This window comes from Flavobacterium branchiicola, assembly GCF_018383905.1.
Classification (GTDB): Bacteria; Bacteroidota; Bacteroidia; order Flavobacteriales; family Flavobacteriaceae; genus Flavobacterium; species Flavobacterium branchiicola.
Genome location: NZ_JAGYWA010000004.1, coordinates 67100 through 87773, shown reverse-complemented (window position 1 = coordinate 87773; position 20674 = coordinate 67100). Strand labels below are relative to the sequence as shown.

Genomic DNA, 20674 nt, shown 5'->3' with positions numbered 1-20674 from the left:
AATTAATTTATTCTACTTAATATATACTTTTCAATATCTTCAATTTTCCAGTCTACTTGTGGGCAAAACATATTAACATCTATCTGAATGTGAACCTCATCATCTGAATTCAAATAATTAAGCAATTCATTAAAATTGTATATTTTTTTACCTTTTGCTAATTCTTCATACTCAAAATACATCTCTCTACTATGAGCCTTATAATCCAACAAATCGAAAGGATAAAAAACAACTTCTTTTTTGAGAATATAATAGTCAATAAAAACAGAAGAATAATCTGTTAAAAGTGTAGTCGTATAAGGTAAAAGGGGGTAAATATCAATCTTATTACTTAACAAAATAACATTTGAATATTTAGATATTAAAAAATCTACATTTGAATTAGGATGCAATTTCATTATAAAAAGAATTCCTTTTTTTAAACAAATCTCATTTAATTCATCAATATCTTTAATTGCTTCTTTAATAAAATTAGGGTTATGTTCTCGCCATGTAGGCATATAAATCCAAACTTTAGAATATAATTTACAATGTTCAACAAAAGCTTTTAGTTCAGGAGATTCAAAGCGATCAATATGTTGATTTAGTTGTAATTCACTAAAATATAAAGGTAAAGTGCGTGGATAAGGAGCAAAACATAAATTAGATTCATCTTTTAAACCAAATGCTGTAATAAAAGATTTTTTAAAAAATTCAACAGGACATAAAACAGCATCTGATTCTATATATTTTAATACATTGCGTTTAACGAAAATTCGTTCTAATGAATTTTCAATCTTGTACATCTCGTGCAAATAATTATCTCTACCAATTTTTTTTAGCGGTGTTCCATGCCATAAATTAAAAAGGAATGCCCCACTAGACAAAGATAAATGTGTTACATCTCTAATATCTGACGAATAAATATACACTTTAGCACATAGTCCATAATAAATTCCAGATATTGAATTTCTATAAAAACATAAAAAACCTTTTACTTTTAAAAAATTCAATTCATCTTTTGATGAAGTAATCCATACATGTTTTATTCCATGTATGTTTGAGTTGGCATAAATAAATAAATGTTTACTATTGTCCACGAATTTTCCTTCAACTCCTCCATATAGCCATACTTTTCTATTTCGAGGTAATAAGCTAATAATTTTGTGAATTAATGCTTTAAAATAATAAAGCATTATTTTAATTATTATTTTCATCACTCAATATTCTTTTATAAACTCCTTTTAATCGAAGTCCCAAGACTAATAATTCTGTTAACATAACTAAACAAGCTACAGAATATACCGTAATGCCATTAAAAACAATCAATAAAGTCAATATTATTACATGAAAAACAGAGGCTATAATAACTGTAAAATTAGTATAACGAGTATGGCCAAATGCTCCTAAAAGAGGATAGCCTAATAAAATTGAAGGGACAGAAATCAAACAGACTCCTAAAAGAATTTTAAATATTTTTATGCTTTCAACGGCAACATTTTTATAAATTAAATGCATTATAAAATCAACTTGCCAAATACATATTGGCAAAGCAATACAATTAACAATTACAACAAATCCAAATACTTTTTTGAATACATCAATATTTCTATTTTTAACCATATAAGGATAAAGAGCATTATTTAAGGGGCCATACATACTTTGTATTGCCATATAAAGTTTTTCAGCCGCAGCATAATAGCCGACAGCAATATTACCAGCAACTAGCCCCAAAACAAAAGTGTTACTTACTGTATATAAAGAAACTGAAAGTCTAGATACAAAGAAGTTTGAACTATCTTTTAAACACTTTTTAATCCCTTTAAACGAAGCTTTTGCAAAACAAAAATTCACTTCAAAACGGGCTTTGGCTATATAAAGGGCAATAATTCCCGAGGCCACGGATCCTAATCCGTAAAAAAAAGGTACCAATAAATAATCTCCGTCAGATTTTACCAGAAAAAAAACAGGAATAATTGCCAGGGTTCTTGTTACAATATTAATTTTGGTTATATATTTCATTTGCTCCATTCCCTGAAAAAACCAAGTTGGTAAAAGTACTGTACCAAATACAGTGAGGTATGACAATAAATAAACCCATTTATCCTGATTAAACTTATCAAAAATAAAAAGCACTGAGAGTAATATGATTAAACCTAAAAAAAACAATAATAACTGAGAGATTATGACATTTACAAAAAATGTATCACGCAAATCTTTATTATCTCTATTTGCAGAAATAAACTGAACTCCAGATAAATTAAATCCAAAATCTGTTAAAATCACAAAATACTGTGCAAATGCTGAAGCAAAACTTATTAAACCAAATGTATCAACGCCTAAAGTTCGAAACAAAAAAGGAATCGTTAATAGTGGAAATATATAATTAGCTCCTTGCAACATTACCAAAGAGAAAAAATTAGATATTAAGGAAGATTTTAAATTTATCTTTTTTAAAAACATGATATTATTCTATAAATTAAGACATGACATATCCGCCATCTACAACAAGGATTTCTCCATTTATGTAACTGTTGTTAATTAAGAACCAATATGCATCTGCTAACTCTGATGGTTCGCAAAAACGCTCTAAGGCAATCTTTTTATTTATACTTATTTTTTGTTCTTTTGGCTTTGCTTTTTGCCATTCAGTATCTACAAATCCAGGCGCAACTGCATTTATTCTAATTTTTTGAGTAGAAAAGACCTTAACCAAATTTTTTACTAGCGCATGTACTGCAGCCTTTGTTACACCATAAGACAGTGATAAGGAATGTGGATGAAATCCCATCAATGAACCTGTAAAAGTAATGCTTGATTCATTTTTAAGCCTTGACATTATTTTTTGTAATAAAAAAGTTGGAAAATTTACGTTTACATCAAAAACACGTTGCCAATTTTCAACAGAAATTTCAGAAAAAACAGATCTGTCAGTCGCACCAGCATTAAACAGAATTGCATCTAAATAAATATTATTTTTAATAAGATAATTTTCAATGATATTTATCGAATTTAGATCTCCACAATCAATCCTTAAAACTTCAATTTTTGACTTTGGGTATAAAGATTGTAGATTGGTTTGTAAATCTTTTGCGATTTCTTCATCAGAAAAATAAGTTAGAATTATATCCCATTCCTCTTCCAGTAAACGTTTACCAACAGACTTACCGATACCTTTGGTTCCTCCTGTTATGAATGCTGTTTTCATTTTAATATAATTTCCGGATTTGAATGTTTATCACTCACATTCTTCAATTCTTTATATTTATGAAAAATCTCTTCTTTTAGCTTCGAAGAAGAAATACCATCTCCATAAGGGAAATAAAAAACTTCAATACCGAATTCTCTCAAATAATCATACTTTCCAACCCAGTCATCACCTACTACAAATGAATCAATATTAAGATTTTTTACTAATTCTGTATGATCCAATGATCTTTGCGGAATTACTATGTCAGGATATTTTAATGACTCTAAAATTGCCAGACGTTCTTCAAATGGAATAATTGGTGCTTTTTTATAAGAACAAACCAATTCATCGGTACTTACTCCAACAATTAATGTATCACCTAATCCTTTGGCATATTTAATCATTTTTAAATGATTAGAATGAAACATATCAAATGTTCCGGAAGTATAAATAATTTTTCTTTTTGACATTACAAATAAATTTTAACTGGAATAAATTTTAATGAGATTTAGGATTATGCTTCTATTCTTTTTTTTTTAAATCTTTATAAGAACTAAGTATTGCAATTGCTCAAACGCATATCGAAAAACTATATAAAGAGATTTTAAAATATAATTTTGACCTTGGTTATTTAGAATTACGGCTATCAAAACAACACCAGAAAACTCACTATACCTTTGCCAATTCTCTTACAACAACCTCTTTTCTTAAACCACTACTTGAAAAACGATGATCACGCTTATTAAAGCATAATTGGATTCCTTTTTCTTCGCAATAAAGACGTCCTGTAAAATTTTTGTTTTTATATTCTTCCCCAAGAATGCGTACATCAATTTTGTGCGATTTTAAGATATCTTCAAGATCAACTTCTGTTGCATAGGGAATAATTTCATCAACAAACTTGCAACCTTTAAGCTGAATATATCTTTCAACTACAGTTTGGGTCGGACTATTTTTTTCAGGTCTGTCTAATGCTGGATCAATTTGCAATCCAACAATTAAATAATCGCATTGCTGCTTTGCCTCTTCCAGCATTTTTATATGTCCGGCATGAAGCAAATCAAAAGCACTAAATGTTATTCCAATTTTCATATCTAAAAAAGTTAAATCGTAATATCTTGACACAGCTTCGCTGCTCCAACTCACAGTAGCCAGATCACAAAAACAAGTCTTAACAAATTAAAAACCAAATAGTTAAGCCGAAAACAAATTGATTAACTCTCGATTTTTTTTGCAAAAGTACCCCATCATATAACTTCTAAAAAGTCTAAAAATCAGAATTGTCCTATACTATCAGATTTTAACCGTATTGTTCCAGAGACAAAAAGCTAAAAAATTCGATCCTCATCCCTTATAAACAAAGGTTTTTTTACTTATTTTTATCTTTGAAAACTGCCAAAAATTCACAATGAAAAACATCATTTTTTTCTTATTAATATTTTCTTATTCTTACACTCAAACTAAGATCGACACCAATATTTATTCAGAAAATAATGCTCAAACAGAGAAGAAAAACAAGAAAATAAAACCTGACTATTCCTTTAAACTAAGCGATTCAATTAGAGAAACTTCAGGATTAATTGCATTTGACAATCTATTATGGACGCATAATGATGATCATGACAAAACAGTCTACGGATTAGACACTTTAGGAAAAATTAAAAAGAAAATCATTCTCACTCAGGCTATAAATCATGATTGGGAAGAAATAGCACAAGACAGTCTGTATCTATATATAGGTGACTTCGGAAATAACTATAGTGGAAACCGAACTGATCTTCATATTTTAAAAATTGAGAAAAAATCTTTCTTTGAAGAAAAACCTAAAATAGAAACCATCTCATTTACCTACTCCGATCAAATTGATTTTTCTGCTTCAAAACCTAACAAAACCAATTTTGACTGCGAAGCTTTTATAATTGCAAAAGACAGTATCTATCTTTTTACCAAACAATGGAAATCTTCTAAAACCAATATATATGTATTACCAAATCTGGTTGGAAATCATACAGCAAAATTTAAAAATACAATTGATACAAAAGGCTTAGTCACAGGTGCAACTTATCTGGAAGACAAAAAAATCATAACGTTATGTGGTTATTCAAAAACCGGAAAAACCTTTTTGTATCTGTTATATAATTTTAAAAACAATGATTTTTTATCCGGAAACAAATTAAGAATTGATTTAAAACTTCGTTTTCATCAAATAGAGGGCATCGCCACAAAAGATGGCTTACATTATTTTTTAACTAATGAAGCCTTGGTTAGAAAACCAATTTTAAATGTTCCTCAGCAAATTCATTATTTTGATTTAACATCCGCACTTGGTTCGTATCTCCACAAATAATTCGCAAATAGTAAGATAATAGTTTACTTTTGCAAAAAATTTTATTCTTGTGAATTACTTATCTGTAGAAAATATATCGAAGTCATTTGGTGAAAGAGTCCTTTTTGACAACATTTCTTTTGGAATCAACAAAGACCAGAAAATCGCTTTTATTGCTAAAAATGGCTCGGGAAAAACAACCATTATGAGCATTATTAATGGTTTGGATGAGCCGGACACAGGGCAAGTTGTATTGAGAAAAGGAATCAGAATGGCATTTCTTTCACAAGACAATAATTTACAAGATGAACTTACGATTGAAGAAAGTATTTTTGCTTCAGACAATGAGACGCTTAAAATAATTGAAGCTTATGAAAAAGCGCTTGAAAACCCAAATGACGAAGAAGCTTACCAAAAAGCTTTTGACGGAATGGATCAGCACAATGCGTGGGATTTTGAAACGCAATACAAGCAAATTTTATTTAAGCTGAAATTGGAAGATTTTAAACTTAAAGTAAAAAATCTTTCCGGAGGTCAGAAGAAACGTCTTTCATTGGCAATAATCCTAATCAATCGTCCAGACTTATTGATTCTGGATGAGCCAACCAACCATTTAGATCTTGAAATGATCGAATGGTTGGAAAGTTATTTTACCAAAGAAAATATTACGCTGTTTATGGTTACGCACGACCGTTTCTTTTTAGAAAGAGTGTGTAACGAAATTATAGAATTAGATAACGGAAAACTTTATCAATACAAAGGAAATTACTCTTATTATTTAGAGAAAAAAGAAGAGCGAATTACCTCAGAAAATGCAAGTGTTGACAAAGCCAAAAACTTATTTGTAAAAGAATTAGAATGGATGCGTCGTCAGCCAAAAGCGCGAACAACCAAATCTAAATCTCGTCAGGATGATTTTTATGTAATTAAAGAAAAAGCACAAAGCCGACGTAAAGAAAACAAAGTTGAGCTTGAAATTAATATGGAAAGAATGGGAAGCAAAATTATTGAGCTTCACAAACTTTCTAAAAAATTTAAAGACAAAGTTATTCTTGATAACTTTAGTTTTGATTTTCAGCGTGGAGAAAGAATAGGAATTATTGGTAAAAACGGAACCGGAAAATCGACTTTCTTAAACCTTCTTACAGGAACAATTCCACCAGACAGTGGTCGTGTTGTAAAAGGCGACACAATCAAAATTGGTTATTACACACAATCCGGGATTAATCCTAAACCGGGACAACGTGTTATTGATATTATAAAAGAATACGGAGAATATATTCCGCTTGCAAAAGGGAAAATTATTTCGGCTTCCCAATTATTAGAGCGCTTTCTTTTTGATGCTAAAAAACAATACGATTATGTCGAAAAATTAAGTGGTGGAGAATTAAAACGTTTGTATTTATGTACTGTTTTAATTCAGAACCCTAACTTTTTAATCCTCGATGAGCCAACAAACGACTTGGATATTGTGACATTGAACGTTTTAGAAAGTTTCCTTCTTGATTACCCTGGATGCTTATTGGTAGTATCACACGACCGATACTTTATGGATAAAATTGTCGATCATTTATTTGTTTTCAGAGGAGAAGGTGAAATAGAAAATTTCCCAGGAAACTATTCTGATTTCAGAGCTTATGAAGACAGTGCCGATGTTGCTCAAAAAGAAGAAAATAAAGCCGAAAAGAAAGACTGGAAACAAAACAATCCAACCGGAAACCTTAGCTTCAACGAACAAAAAGAATATCAAAAAATCGAAAAAGAAATTAAAGATTTAGAAATCGAAAAAACTAAAATCGAACAATTATTTTCTGATGGAAAAGTAGCAGATGCCGATATTGAGAAAAAAGCAAATGAACTCCAAAACATCATTAATAAAATTGATTCCAAAGAAGAACGCTGGTTCGAACTTTCGGCTAAAATCGAAGGATAATTTTTTTTAGAAATCGGCCTTGTTTTTTTAACCAAAAGTTAAATATATAAGACCGAGAACTAAATTTTTTATATTTGCGATTCTAAAATAATACCACATGAAATACATTTTAACTGCTGTAATAGCAATGACGCTTTTTATTTCTTGTTCCGGCAATGACAATCTTCAGGAACAAAAAACAGATTATACTAAGGAAAACGACAAAGAAATAGTTGATTATCTTGCTAAAAACAAACTAACAGCTCAAAAAACTGCTTCTGGTTTATATTATATTATAAACGAAGCTGGAACTGGAGCACAACCAACATCAAACTCAAGAGTTACAGTTACTTACAAAGGATATTACACAAGCGGAACTGTTTTTGATAAAAGAACTGAGCCTATTAGTTTTAACCTAAGCGAAGTAATTACAGGCTGGAAAGAAGGTATTCCATTTTTTAAAGAAGGTGGAAGCGGTGTTTTATTGGTACCATCACATTTAGGATACGGATCATATACACAAAGAGGTATTCCTGGAGGTTCTGTACTTGTTTTTGATATAAGCCTAATTTCTGTAGACAAATAATTCAGAAATTATATTTTAAGGTATAAATTGAGCGTAGACTAAAAACAAAACAATGTTCTTCCAAATAAAATCATACATCAAATTCCTCTGGAATTCTAAAAATGAACATGGAGTACATTCCCCTTTTGTTTTTAGTCTATTAACAAAATGTTTTTACGACAAAAAACCAAAATCTGCTTATATTGTTCTGAGTAATTATCGAAAATCCTTACTTTCTAATAAAAATTTTATTGAAGTAACCGATTTTGGAGCCGGCTCAAAAGTTTTTAAGTCCAATACGCGGCAAATTTCTAAAATCGCGGCAACAGCTGGTATATCTACAAAAAGAGCTGAATTATTATATCGCGTAACTTCATATTTTAAACCAAAAAACATACTTGAAATTGGCACATCTTTAGGATTAGCCACTTCTGCTCTGGCATTAGGTAATCCAAAAGCAAAAGTAATTACAATAGAAGGTTGTCCTCAAACTGCAAATATTGCTAAAGAGAATTTAGATCAATTTGATTGTGAGAATGTTGAAAATGTAATTTCAGAATTTGAATCTTTCCTTATTTCTGAAAACCTCCACAATACAATTTTTGATCTTATTTATTTTGACGGAAATCATTCAAAGAAAGCAACTTTAAAATATTTTGAAGTTTTACTACAAACAATCAACAATGATTCTGTTTGGATTTTTGATGATATTCATTGGTCAGAAGAAATGGAAGAAGCCTGGGAAATTATCAAAAATCATCCGAAAGTAAAAGTTACCATCGATACTTTTCAATGGGGATTTGTTTTCTTTAGATACGAACAGCCAAAAGAACATTTTGTGATTAGAGCATAAAGATGATATTTTATGAGATGTTTTTTTATCTTTGAAATTCAGACTTTTTAATACAGATAACCTTATCTTTGAAACTTCAGATAAACGACATTCATTATGGAACAGAAAATTCATCAGGGAAGAAATGTAAAACGCTTCAGAGAAATGCTTGGCATCAAACAAGAAGCACTGGCTTATGATTTGGGAGAAGACTGGAACCAGAAGAAAATTTCTATGCTGGAACAAAAAGAGGTAATTGAAGATAATCTGCTTAAACAAATCTCAAATTCTTTAAAAATTCCTGTTGAAGCTTTTCAAAATTTCGATCAGGAGCAGGCAATAAATGTTATTGCAAGTACATTCAATGCACATGATTACGCAACTGGATTAGTAATTAATAACTACAATCCGATTGAAAAGATTATTCAATTGCACGAAGAAAAGATTACATTATATGAGCGTATGCTAAAAGAGAAAGATGAAATGATGGCAAAGCTTGAAAAATTAATTAGCAAATAATTCTTTGTATCCACAAGTAAGATAGCTAACAAAAAACAAGAGAGATTTTTATAGATAAAGCATAAAAAAAAGACAATCATTTTCTGATTGTCTTTTTTGTTACTAATTCAAAACTCTAAACTTTATTTCTTAGCATCTTTATTTTCTTCTGCCTTTGCTCCCATTCTGTTTACGGTATACATAGGGGCAAATTTAACTTTCAAACCTGCAATTTTTCTATTGTCTTCAGCGGTCAAACCTTCTTTTTCAACCGTATTTTTTCGGCTGTCCAATGCTTCATACAATACTTTTATTTCATCCCAGTCTTCTCTTGAATAACGGTCTTTATTATTTTCAACTGTATGTACAAATTGTTGGTAAACACTGTGAATATTTTGAGCATTAACCCAGCTAAAACTCATATCATCTCCAATTTTTCCTTCTCCAAATAAAGCATTTCTTAATTGTTGTTTCGGACTTGGAGTTGGTGGGGCAAAAACGGCGGTCATTTCTTTTTTAAACTCCTCGTACTTTACTTTACTTGTATTTATTTTTTCGGTCGCAGCCGAATTATCTTTTATATCTGCCAAAGCCAATTCTGCTTCCTGAGCTTTTTTATCATATTCAGATTCCACTGTTTTCCAGTTCTCTTTTAAATCGGCAGCTGCCACATTTTTAACCGAATCGACGTAGGTTACATAAGAGTCGACAGTTCTTTGGGCCTTTTCTTGTTTTTCATCTTTACACGACGTAAAACTCAATGCGATTAAAGCCATTCCTGATAATAATGATATGTTTTTCATAATTCTGATTTTTAAGTTATTAAACAAAATTACTTAAACTCAAATGCTTAAAATTACATTATTACCACCTTTTTAAGAATTCAAACATATTAAATCTATAAAAAACAAAAAATAGCAACAATTAATCAACATCAATTAAAAACAACACAATTAATTCAAAACATGGTTTAGTACTATTCGAGTAAAACTGCAATCTACACGTGTTTTGTAACAAAAATCATTTCTCAACTACTAATGATTTTTATTGAAAAGTGTTTTGTACTTTTAAAACCAAAATTGTAAAACGAAATGGCAAATCCATTAATTAAGATAACTGACATAAAACGAAATTTTGTACTTGGAAATGAAATCGTTTATGTTTTAAAGGGAATTAATCTAGAAATCAACAAAGGAGAATACGTTGCTTTAATGGGGCCTTCAGGGTCAGGAAAATCTACTTTAATGAACTTATTGGGGTGTTTGGATACTCCAACTTCAGGAACTTATATTTTAAATGGAAAGGATGTCAGCCAAATGCGTGATGATGAATTAGCCGGAATTAGAAATAAAGAGATTGGTTTCGTTTTTCAGACTTTTAATCTTTTGCCAAGAACTACCGCTTTAGACAATGTTGCATTACCAATGATTTATGCCGGACATCCAAAATCGGAACGTATTATTCGCGCAACTGAAGTTCTAAAACAAGTAAATCTGGCCGACCGAATGGATCACCAGCCTAATCAGCTTTCTGGAGGACAAAGACAACGTGTTGCTATTGCCCGCGCATTAGTCAACAAACCTTCAATTATTTTAGCCGATGAACCAACCGGAAACTTAGACAGTAAAACTTCGGTAGAAATCATGAAATTGTTTGGAGACATTCATGCACAGGGAAACACTGTAATTCTGGTAACACATGAAGAAGATATTGCCGCTTATGCACATCGTGTAATTCGTTTAAGAGACGGATTAATAGAAAGCGACACTACTAAATAATTTTAAATTTCTGATTTTAGATTATTCAAAAAGAAAACTTACAATCTCAGAACCTTAAAAAAATGACCCATTTCATTAGATCTTTTTTATTCGTTTTTTTGTTTTTAGCATCTTGCAAAAAGACCTCAATAAAAAATAATGAAAATTCTAAATTAGTAACTCCAAAAATTGAGAATATAAAAATACATTGGTCACCTAGTAGTGACTTTTTAGTCAATATTGATACTCTTTTATCTTATGAAAAAGAATTTGAATGTGATTCTGTCATTGGGGTTAATTATATAGGTTTTGATGGATATGGTCATTCATTTTATCCAATAAATAAAAAAGGAGAATCTATCAACACAATAAAAACCAGTCAAAAACTTGAGTACAATCAAATTTTAAAATTAAATTTAATTCTTGGTGACAAAAAAACATTTGAAAATCCAAATTCAGCTGCTTGTTACAATCCAAGACTTGCATTTATTTATTTTAAGGACAATAAAGTAATTTGTCAAACACAAATTTGTTTAGAATGCTCTCAATTTCAGTCAACCGCCAAAACTGCGGGGATAAAAACTGATTCTTTTAATGACAAAGCTTATAAAGAATTAACAAAACTGAGTAATGAACTTGGCTTAAATAACTTATAAAATAAAAACTTAGAATCTCAGAACCTTAGCATCTTAAAAAAAATGAAAGTATATACAAAAACCGGCGATAAAGGAACCACAGCTCTTTTTGGAGGCACTCGAGTTCCTAAAGATGATATAAGAATTGACAGTTACGGAACTGTTGATGAATTAAATTCTTATATCGGATTAATACGTGATCAGGAAATGGATTCGCATTATAAAACCATTTTAATAGAAATTCAGGATCGCCTTTTTACTGTTGGTGCCATTTTGGCAACTCCACAGGAGAAAGAAGTTTTAAAAAATGGGGAATTACGTTTAAAAAACTTAGGAATAATTGATTCTGATATTGAATTATTAGAAAATGAAATAGATAAAATGGAGGAAAGCCTTCCGCCAATGACTCATTTTGTTTTACCAGGAGGTCACCCAACAGTGTCACATTGTCATATAACACGTTGTATTTGTCGTCGCGCAGAGCGTTTGGCAGTACATTTAAGCCATAATGAACACGTTCCCGAAATAGCAATCAAGTACTTAAACCGACTTTCTGACTACCTTTTTGTCTTGGCACGGAAGTTGTCGTCTGACTTAAAAGCGGAGGAAGTAAAATGGATTCCGAGGAAATAAATTTTCCTAAATTCCAATTTAAAAAACACCAAATTCCAACTAAAAATAAGCCCTTTTTTGGGATTTGGAATTTGATTTTTGTAATTTAACAAGAGACGTTCTTAAATTTTATTAAAATAAATCAAAATTTACTTGTCTTTTTCAGTAAAAAATTTATTTTTGCACAAACTAAACAGATAACAGATGTATTGGACATTAGAATTAGCATCTTATTTAAGTGATGCGCCATGGCCTGCTAACAAAGACGAACTTATTGACTACGCTATTAGAGCTGGTGCTCCATTAGAAGTAGTAGAAAACCTTCAGTCAATCGAGGATGAAGGCGAGATATATGAATCAATGGAAGAAATTTGGCCTGATTATCCAACAGACGAAGATTATCTTTGGAATGAGGATGAATATTAAAAAATAAACCAAAGGAAAAAGTCTCATCACCGAGACTTTTTTTTTGGTTCAAATACATATATATAATAAAGAAATACAATAAATCATGAGTTTCATAAACAGTATCATTAAAGTCTTTGTCGGTGATAAATCACAGAAAGATGTCAAAGCTTTACAACCTTATTTAAACAAAATTAAAACATTCGAAACTAGCTTAATGAGTTTGTCTCATGACGACTTAAGAGCAAGAACCGTATATTTTAAAGACAGAATAAAAGAAGCCAGAGCTGATAAAGATGCTAAAATTGCTTCGCTTAAAGCAGAAGTAGAAAACATCGAAGACATCGACAAAAGAGAAGATCTTTATGATGCTATAGATACTCTTGAAAAAGAGGCTTATGAAATCTCTGAAAAAACTTTATTGGAAATTCTTCCAGAAGCATTTTCTGTAGTAAAAGAAACGGCTCGCCGTTTTAAAGAAAACTCACATATTGAAGTTACCGCAACTCCAAAAGACCGTGAATTTTCTGCAACAAAAACATATATCACTATTGATGGTGAAAAAGCAGTTTGGGCTAACAAATGGAATGCTGCCGGAAAAGATATCACTTGGGACATGATTCACTATGATGTTCAGTTAATTGGTGGTATGGTTTTGCACGAAGGTAAAGTTGCCGAAATGCAAACGGGTGAAGGTAAAACTTTGGTTGCAACTCTTCCTCTTTACTTAAATGCTTTGACAGGAAACGGAGTTCACTTAGTAACTGTGAATGACTACTTAGCAAAACGTGATAGTACATGGAAAGCGCCATTATTCGAATTCCATGGTTTAACTGTTGATTGTATTGATAATCACCAACCAAGTACAGAACAAAGAAAGAAAGCTTACGATGCTGATATCACTTACGGAACCAACAATGAGTTTGGTTTTGACTACTTAAGAGATAACATGGCACATTCTCCAAGCGATTTAGTACAGAGAAAACACAATTATGCAATTGTCGATGAGGTCGATTCTGTATTAATTGATGATGCAAGAACACCACTTATTATTTCAGGTCCGGTTCCTCAGGGAGATCGTCATGAATTTAATGAATTGAAACCAAAAATCGAAAACTTAGTTGCACAACAACGTCAGTTAGCAAATGGTTTCTTAGCAGAAGCTAAAAAATTAATCAAAGAAGGAAATACTAAAGAAGGCGGATTCTTATTATTAAGAGCTTACAGAAGTTTACCTAAAAATAAAGCATTAATCAAATTTTTAAGTGAAGAAGGAATTAAACAATTACTTCAAAAAACTGAAAATCAATACATGCAGGATAACAATCGCGAAATGCATAAAGTGGATGAAGCTTTGTATTTTGTGATTGAAGAAAAAAACAATCAGGTTGAATTAACTGACAATGGTATTCAATACCTTTCAGGAGATACTGATTCTGATTTCTTCGTTTTACCAGATATCGGAACAGAAATTGCTGCAATCGAAAAACAAAAATTAGACAAAGACGCAGAAGCTGAAGCTAAAGAAAGATTATTTCAGGATTTTGGAGTAAAAAGCGAGCGTATTCATACTTTGACACAGCTTTTAAAAGCGTATGCTCTTTTTGAAAAAGATGTAGAATACGTGATCATGGACAACAAAATTATGATTGTCGATGAGCAAACTGGTCGTATCATGGACGGACGTCGTTATTCTGACGGTCTTCACCAGGCGATCGAAGCAAAAGAAAATGTAAAAATCGAAGCTGCAACTCAAACATTTGCTACAGTTACATTACAGAATTATTTCAGAATGTACAACAAATTGGGTGGTATGACTGGTACAGCGGTTACAGAAGCTGGCGAGTTATGGCAGATTTACAAATTGGATGTTGTTGAAATTCCAACAAACCGTGGAATTGCCAGAATTGACAAAGAAGATTATATCTACAAAACTACACGTGAAAAATTCAATGCAGTAATTGAAGATGTTACTGAATTATCTCAAGCTGGAAGACCAGTATTGATTGGAACAACTTCTGTTGAGATTTCAGAATTATTAAGCCGAATGTTAAAAATGAGAGGCGTTACGCATAACGTCTTGAATGCTAAAATGCACAAACAAGAGGCACAAATTGTAGAAGAAGCAGGTAAAGCCGGAGTTGTAACTATTGCAACAAACATGGCTGGTCGTGGTACCGATATTAAATTATCTCCAGAAGTAAAAGCTGCAGGAGGTTTAGCAATCGTGGGTACAGAGCGTCATGACTCTCGTCGTGTAGACAGACAGTTACGTGGTCGTGCAGGACGTCAGGGAGATCCGGGAAGTTCTCAATTCTATGTTTCTCTTGAAGATAACTTAATGCGTTTATTTGGTTCTGAAAGAGTTGCGAAAGTAATGGACAGAATGGGCTTACAAGAAGGTGAAGTGATTCAGCATTCTATGATGACGAAATCTATCGAACGTGCTCAGAAAAAAGTAGAAGAAAACAACTTTGGCGTTCGTAAACGTTTATTAGAATATGATGACGTTATGAACTCGCAACGTGAAGTAGTTTACAAACGTCGTCGTCACGCATTATTTGGAGAGCGTCTAAAATTAGATATTGCTAACATGCTTTATGACACTTGCGAATTAATCGTAAGTCAGACTAAAATTGCAAATGATTTCAAAGGTTTTGAATTTGATTTAATTCGTTATTTCGGAATCACATCTCCAATTTCTGAAGCAGATTTTGCAAAATTAACTGATATTGAAGTTACCGGAAAAGTATACAAAGAAGCTTTAGCATTCTATACTGAAAAAACAGAAAGAAGTGCAAGAGAAGCTTTCCCAATCATTAGAGGTGTTTTTGAAGAGCCAAACAATCATTTCGAAAGAATTGTAGTTCCTTTTACAGACGGAATCAAAACTTTGAATGTTGTTACAGATCTTAAAAAAGCTTACGAAACTGAAGGTGCTCAATTAATTGCTGATTTCGAGAAAAACATCACTTTATCAATTGTTGATGAAGCTTGGAAAAAACATTTACGTAAAATGGATGAATTGAAACAATCTGTTCAATTAGCCGTTCACGAACAAAAAGATCCATTGCTTATTTACAAATTAGAGGCTTTCAATTTGTTTAGAGGAATGCTGGACAACGTTAATAAAGAAGTTATTTCATTCTTATTCAAAGGTGATTTACCAGCTCAAAACGTAAGTTCTGAAATTCACGAAGCAAGAGAAGTTCGTCAAAAAGAAAATTTACAATTAAGTAAAGATGAAATTCCAAACAGCGAAAGCATGAACCGTGAGGCTGGAGAAACGCAACAACGTCAGGTTACAGAAACTATCGTTAGAGATATGCCAAAAATCAACAGAAATGATACTGTTGTAGTTCAGGAAGTTGCTACTGGTAAAACAGAAACAATGAAATACAAAAAAGCAGAAAGCTTAATAGCTGATGGAACCTGGGTTTTGATTAACTAATATTTTTATTTCATATTATAAGTAAGCCCGACAAGTTTTAAAAACCTGTCGGGTTTGTCTTATCTAAAAATCTCAATTACATTTATAATTGAGATTTTTTTTTGAAAATGATCACAATCATTGTTTTAAATAATTTTTAAAATGTATTTTTGCTCCCATAATCAACGAAACAGATTTTGAAACGACTTTTCGTCATATTTCTTTCCTGCATGCTATTAGTTCCCTCTTTTGGCAGTTTCTTTGTTTATACCTCATTCAAATTAAATCAGGAAGAGATTTCTAAAACAATCTGTGTACAACGAAAAATGGTTTTTAATAGCTGTAATGGTCGTTGTGAACTTCAAAAAAGTTTAAAAAAATACGCAGACAACGAAAAAAGAATGCAAAACAATCTGAAAGATAAATCAGAAGTAGTTTACATTCAGAATTCAACTTTAAACAATTTTAAATTAACAGCACTTATCGAATCAAAAGCAAAAATTTTCGCTTCATTCGATAAAAAACCTATTGCTGTATCTACCTCGACTTTTCGACCTCCATCCTATTTTATATAAATTTTAAAAGTATCGACTGTAAGACTTACAGTTCACAGCTTATGGTTTATAGCCTATAGCTTACAGCTTAATTTATATAATATAAAATGAAAAAAATATACTTTACCCTACTAGTTATAGGGCAATGTGTTTTTGCACAAAACAAAACAACGCAGGACACAACCAAATCACAGGAACTTGAAAACGTTTTTATTACAGCCAATCGTACCGCGACTTTAAGAAAAGAAACGCCAGTTGCCATAAGTAAATTAACCGCCAAAACGATTAACGAAACTAAAGCAACCGCAGTTTACGAAATCATCAATAAAACGCCTGGTGTATTAATGGTTAACTTAGGAAACGAACAACATATGATGTCTATTCGTCAGCCAATGACCACCAATGCTTACTATTTATATCTGGAAGATGGATTACCAATTCGCCCGATGGGAATTTTTAATCACAATGCATTACTGGAAATAAACCAATATAATTTGCAGAGTATTGAGGTTGTAAAGGGCCCCGTTTCTTCTTTATACGGCCCTGAAGCTGTTGGAGGAACAATTAATTTAATTTCATTAAAACCACCTGTTGATCCCGAATTTAAATTTGGAGTTCAGGCCGACAATTATGGTTACAGAAGATTTCAGGCTGCCGGCGGTGCAACAATTGGAAAAGTAGGTTTCCATATTGCCGGAATTTCAAGTTTGCAGGAGAACGGCTGGATGACGTATTCCGATTATAATAAAGACAATCTGAATGCGAGAATTGATTATAACATTTCCCCTTCTACCCGACTGATCAGCAATACAATGTACGGAAAATACTATTCTGATATGAGTGGTACAGTAAACGAAGAAGCTTTTAATAACAGAACTTACAAAAGCACTTCAAACTTTACGTATAGAAAATCGGATGCTTTAAGAACCCGCTTAACATTAGAACATGACTGGAACGGTAATTCAAGCAGTTACATAACAGCATATTTGCGTGATAATAAATTAGGACAAAATCCGTCTTACGGAATTAAATGGAGTCCAACTGTAAATCCGACAACCGCAAAAGGTGAAGTCAACTCAAACAACTTTAAAAGTTACGGAGCAATCGGACAACACACTCAAAAATTTGATTTCCTGAACACCAAGATTGTGGCAGGCGCTTTATATGATTATTCTCCTGTAACCTATTGGTCATATGTAATTGATTTAAAAGCCAATTTAAATCCGGGAGTACCAGGGAAACAAACGGTAGACTCATATGAAATCATCGCTGAACATCCAGACGCCAAACTGGCTGATTATACAGCGGACATCTTCAATACAGCTGGTTATGCTCAAATAAGTTTTAACCCAATCGAAAAATTAGTCGTTACACTTGGTGGTCGTTACGATAATATGAAAGTGAATTATGATAATGCCCTTGATCTTTCTTCAGGAAGCAAAGTTTATGACAAAGCCACTTTTAAGGTAGGCGCCAATTATAATCCTGCAGAATATGCCGGATTTTACGGTAATTATTCTCAGGGATTTGCACCTCCGGGCATTACATCAATCTTTAGAACCAAACCCGGAACTGGCGGTACAACAGGTGTTCCTGCTCAATTCTATTATAATCTTGAGCCTGCCACTTTTGATAATTATGAAGTTGGCGGATGGCTTTCTTTCTTAGAAAATAAACTAAACTTTGATTATGCTTTCTATTATATGGAAGGCAAAAATGAGTTGTTAAATATAAAACTTCCGGATAATTCAACAGATTATCGTTCTGCCGGAGAAACTCGTCATAAAGGAATCGAATTTGGTGGTTCATACCGACCTTCAAAACAATTCAACATGCGTGTTGGTGGTACTTATGCGCAACATACTTATATAGACTTTAAACTTTCTGACAAACCATCAGATCCTGTTCAGGACTTAAATGGTAAAGAAATGCCGGCGGCACCAAAATGGTCAGTAAATTCAGAAGTGAGTTATTATCCAAACTGGCTTCCTAATTTAAGAACATCCATAGAATGGCAGCTTGTTGGAAGTTATTATCAGGATCAGATTAATACCGTAAAATACGCAGGTTATAATTTGTTTAATGCGAGAATTGGTTACCAATGGAAGAAAATTGAGGTTTACGGAAACGTACTAAATCTTACTGATAAATTATACGCTTACAATGTTTCAAGAGCCAATACAGCCAACGCACAGCCAACATACACAGCAGCTGCGCCAAGAACGTATGTATTCGGAATTCAATATAATTTTTCATTAAAAAAATAATTATTAGAAGCTAATCCCGCTCTCCGCTATATCTTTTGTGGCGAACCCCGCCACAAAAGGATATCGCTGCGATCGGGGCTAAAAAGACAAACAATGAGTAAAGAAACAAACAAAAAATCTTCAAAGAAGAGAGATTCTAAATTCATCAAAAAAATCAAGCAACACATGTACAAATGGCATCGTGTTATTGGGTTAATTACAATTGTTCCTGTAATTTTCTGGACATTTTCTGGGTTGATGCATCCTTTTATGGCGCACTTTTTTAAACCTGAAATTGCTCATGATAAAATCGAACAGCCTGTTATAAACAAAAACCAACTGCATTATTCGATTCAGGAAGTTTTGCTGAAAAATGAAATAGCACAATTCAAAAATTTTAGAATTGTAACCTTTAATAACATGACCTATTATCAGGTAAAAACAATTCTGGGTGAATTATGGTATTTTGATGCTTCGACAGCTAAAAAACTCGAAAACGGAGATCAAAAATATGCTGAATGGCTTTCTCGTTATTTCTTAGACGATCAAAAAAGCGCTGTCAAAAACAGTGAAGTAGTTACCGAATTTACTTCGCAATACAAATACGTAAACCGTTATTTACCAGTTTACAAATTAAGTTTTGATCGCCCGGATGCCATGCAGGTTTATGTAGAAACCTCATCAAGCAAACTGGCAACCTACAATCCAACTTCCAGACAAGCTTTTATCTGGTTTTTTGATACCTTTCATAACTGGTCTTTTATAGATTCTATTTCTAATAATAGCGTTCGAATAATTACCATGATTTTCCTTTTATCTATAATTGGATTTTCTGCCTTGAGCGGAATATTGATTTATGGTTTGCTTTGGAAACAATTCAAAAAAACGGATAATTTACAGCCTAAAAAAGGACTTAGAAAATACCACCGCCAAATTGGAATCTGGGTTTCCTTTTTCACTTTGACTTTTGCTTTTAGCGGGGCATATCACGCGACTACAAAATGGGCGCCATACACTTTATCACAAATGGTTTATGAACCAACATTTGTAACGAAAGAAATTCCTGAAGCAAATAATAATCTAAATTTAGAATGGAATCGTTTTCAAAACATGAGTATTATTACCCTCAACGACTCTACTTATTATCGTTGTCAATTACTTGAAAAAGAAACCGGAAGATTCAAAAAACCAAAATCGGATTCGAAATGGAATAAAAAAGACAATCCGAAATCTGAAATTGTTTACATCAATGCAACGACAAATAAAATGGTCCCAAATATGGATTTGGAATATGCTGAATTTTTAGCCTATTATTTTACAGATGGAGCACCAAAAGCTTCCTGCTGCGAAATGGTTACTTCTTCTGAAGATGATGCTCAGCCTTCTCTTGAAAATGTAAAATTATTAGAATCAAAAGTTTTAACTGATTTTGAAAGCAGAGAATATGGTTTTGTCAATAAAAGACTTCCGGTTGTAAAACTGGCTTATGATACGCCTCAACAAACCACTTATTTTATTGAAACTTCAACGTCAAGATTGGCAGCTGTAATTAATAATTCGGATAAAGTCGAAGGTTATTCTTTTGCCATTTTACATAAATTTCTATTTATGGACTGGGCAGGAAAAAACATTCGTGACTTGGCAACGGTTTTAGCAGCATTGTCAATTTTAATTGTCAGTATTTTAGGTTTTATTCTTTTCCTCAAAAAGTAAAAAAAGGTACTAAGGTGCTA

The 20674-nt window shown here is 32.1% G+C and carries 19 protein-coding genes; 13 read left to right on the top strand and 6 right to left on the bottom strand.

Features of this window, described 5'->3' with window-relative positions; translation table 11 throughout:
- Positions 1 to 2: 2 nt before the first annotated feature.
- The 5 genes from KHA98_RS10445 to KHA98_RS10425 all read right to left on the bottom strand — a co-directional run bounded on the left by KHA98_RS10445 (position 3) and on the right by KHA98_RS10425 (position 4261).
- Entirely contained in the window at positions 3 to 1196 is a 1194-nt protein-coding gene (locus tag KHA98_RS10445) for a CDP-glycerol glycerophosphotransferase family protein (RefSeq protein WP_213257880.1), read from the bottom strand.
- Positions 1180 to 2442, bottom strand: coding sequence for an oligosaccharide flippase family protein (locus tag KHA98_RS10440; RefSeq protein WP_213257879.1), 1263 nt, complete (start codon positions 2440 to 2442; stop codon positions 1180 to 1182). The genes KHA98_RS10445 and KHA98_RS10440 overlap by 17 nt, the downstream gene beginning before the upstream one ends.
- 16 nt (positions 2443 to 2458) lie before the next feature.
- Positions 2459 to 3187 (bottom strand): SDR family NAD(P)-dependent oxidoreductase, encoded by a 729-nt coding sequence (locus KHA98_RS10435; RefSeq protein ID WP_213257878.1) that lies wholly within the window; start codon positions 3185 to 3187, stop codon positions 2459 to 2461.
- Positions 3184 to 3639, bottom strand: a complete 456-nt coding sequence (locus KHA98_RS10430) for an adenylyltransferase/cytidyltransferase family protein (protein WP_213257877.1) — start codon at positions 3637 to 3639, stop codon at positions 3184 to 3186. Before KHA98_RS10430 ends, KHA98_RS10435 begins: the two co-directional genes overlap by 4 nt.
- Before the next feature lie 199 nt (positions 3640 to 3838).
- Positions 3839 to 4261 carry an adenylyltransferase/cytidyltransferase family protein gene (locus KHA98_RS10425; protein WP_213257876.1) on the bottom strand — a complete coding sequence of 141 codons (423 nt, stop codon included), beginning with the start codon at positions 4259 to 4261 and terminating at the stop codon, positions 3839 to 3841.
- 316 nt (positions 4262 to 4577) lie between these two features.
- Between KHA98_RS10425 and KHA98_RS10420 the strand changes: the two genes are divergently transcribed.
- The 5 genes from KHA98_RS10420 to KHA98_RS10400 all read left to right on the top strand — a co-directional run bounded on the left by KHA98_RS10420 (position 4578) and on the right by KHA98_RS10400 (position 9323).
- Positions 4578 to 5516: a T9SS C-terminal target domain-containing protein gene (locus tag KHA98_RS10420; RefSeq protein ID WP_213257875.1), complete on the top strand. Its 939-nt coding sequence runs from the start codon at positions 4578 to 4580 to the stop codon at positions 5514 to 5516.
- Between the two features lie 49 nt (positions 5517 to 5565).
- On the top strand, positions 5566 to 7428 hold the full coding sequence (locus tag KHA98_RS10415) for an ABC-F family ATP-binding cassette domain-containing protein (RefSeq protein ID WP_213257874.1): 1863 nt from the start codon (positions 5566 to 5568) through the stop codon (positions 7426 to 7428).
- Between the two features lie 97 nt (positions 7429 to 7525).
- The gene (locus tag KHA98_RS10410) at positions 7526 to 7993 is read left to right on the top strand and encodes an FKBP-type peptidyl-prolyl cis-trans isomerase (protein ID WP_213257873.1); all 468 of its coding nucleotides are present in this window, start codon (positions 7526 to 7528) and stop codon (positions 7991 to 7993) included.
- A 52-nt stretch (positions 7994 to 8045) separates the two neighbouring features.
- Positions 8046 to 8825 (top strand): O-methyltransferase, encoded by a 780-nt coding sequence (locus tag KHA98_RS10405; RefSeq protein WP_213257872.1) that lies wholly within the window; start codon positions 8046 to 8048, stop codon positions 8823 to 8825.
- Between the two features lie 96 nt (positions 8826 to 8921).
- A complete protein-coding gene (locus KHA98_RS10400) occupies positions 8922 to 9323 on the top strand; it encodes a helix-turn-helix domain-containing protein (protein WP_213257871.1) in 402 nt (133 codons plus the stop codon).
- Between the two features lie 122 nt (positions 9324 to 9445).
- Here KHA98_RS10400 and KHA98_RS10395 read toward each other — a convergent pair whose 3' ends face one another.
- Positions 9446 to 10105 carry a DUF6565 domain-containing protein gene (locus KHA98_RS10395; protein WP_213257870.1) on the bottom strand — a complete coding sequence of 220 codons (660 nt, stop codon included), beginning with the start codon at positions 10103 to 10105 and terminating at the stop codon, positions 9446 to 9448.
- Between the two features lie 288 nt (positions 10106 to 10393).
- Here KHA98_RS10395 and KHA98_RS10390 point away from each other — a divergent pair, with 288 nt between their 5' ends.
- The 8 genes from KHA98_RS10390 to KHA98_RS10355 all read left to right on the top strand — a co-directional run bounded on the left by KHA98_RS10390 (position 10394) and on the right by KHA98_RS10355 (position 20654).
- Positions 10394 to 11080: an ABC transporter ATP-binding protein gene (locus KHA98_RS10390; RefSeq protein WP_213257869.1), complete on the top strand. Its 687-nt coding sequence runs from the start codon at positions 10394 to 10396 to the stop codon at positions 11078 to 11080.
- A 62-nt stretch (positions 11081 to 11142) separates the two neighbouring features.
- Positions 11143 to 11715, top strand: a complete 573-nt coding sequence (locus KHA98_RS10385; protein WP_213257868.1) for a hypothetical protein — start codon at positions 11143 to 11145, stop codon at positions 11713 to 11715.
- A gap of 42 nt (positions 11716 to 11757) precedes the next feature.
- Positions 11758 to 12327, top strand: a complete 570-nt coding sequence (locus KHA98_RS10380; RefSeq protein ID WP_213257867.1) for a cob(I)yrinic acid a,c-diamide adenosyltransferase — start codon at positions 11758 to 11760, stop codon at positions 12325 to 12327.
- A 183-nt stretch (positions 12328 to 12510) separates the two neighbouring features.
- Positions 12511 to 12732, top strand: coding sequence for a DUF2795 domain-containing protein (locus KHA98_RS10375; protein WP_007138072.1), 222 nt, complete (start codon positions 12511 to 12513; stop codon positions 12730 to 12732).
- A gap of 85 nt (positions 12733 to 12817) precedes the next feature.
- A complete protein-coding gene (secA, locus tag KHA98_RS10370) occupies positions 12818 to 16162 on the top strand; it encodes a preprotein translocase subunit SecA (protein ID WP_213257866.1) in 3345 nt (1114 codons plus the stop codon).
- A 209-nt stretch (positions 16163 to 16371) separates the two neighbouring features.
- A complete protein-coding gene (locus KHA98_RS10365; RefSeq protein ID WP_213257865.1) occupies positions 16372 to 16716 on the top strand; it encodes a hypothetical protein in 345 nt (114 codons plus the stop codon).
- A gap of 86 nt (positions 16717 to 16802) precedes the next feature.
- A complete protein-coding gene (locus tag KHA98_RS10360; protein WP_213257864.1) occupies positions 16803 to 18962 on the top strand; it encodes a TonB-dependent receptor in 2160 nt (719 codons plus the stop codon).
- 93 nt (positions 18963 to 19055) lie between these two features.
- Entirely contained in the window at positions 19056 to 20654 is a 1599-nt protein-coding gene (locus KHA98_RS10355) for a PepSY-associated TM helix domain-containing protein (RefSeq protein ID WP_213257863.1), read from the top strand.
- Positions 20655 to 20674 lie beyond the last annotated feature (20 nt).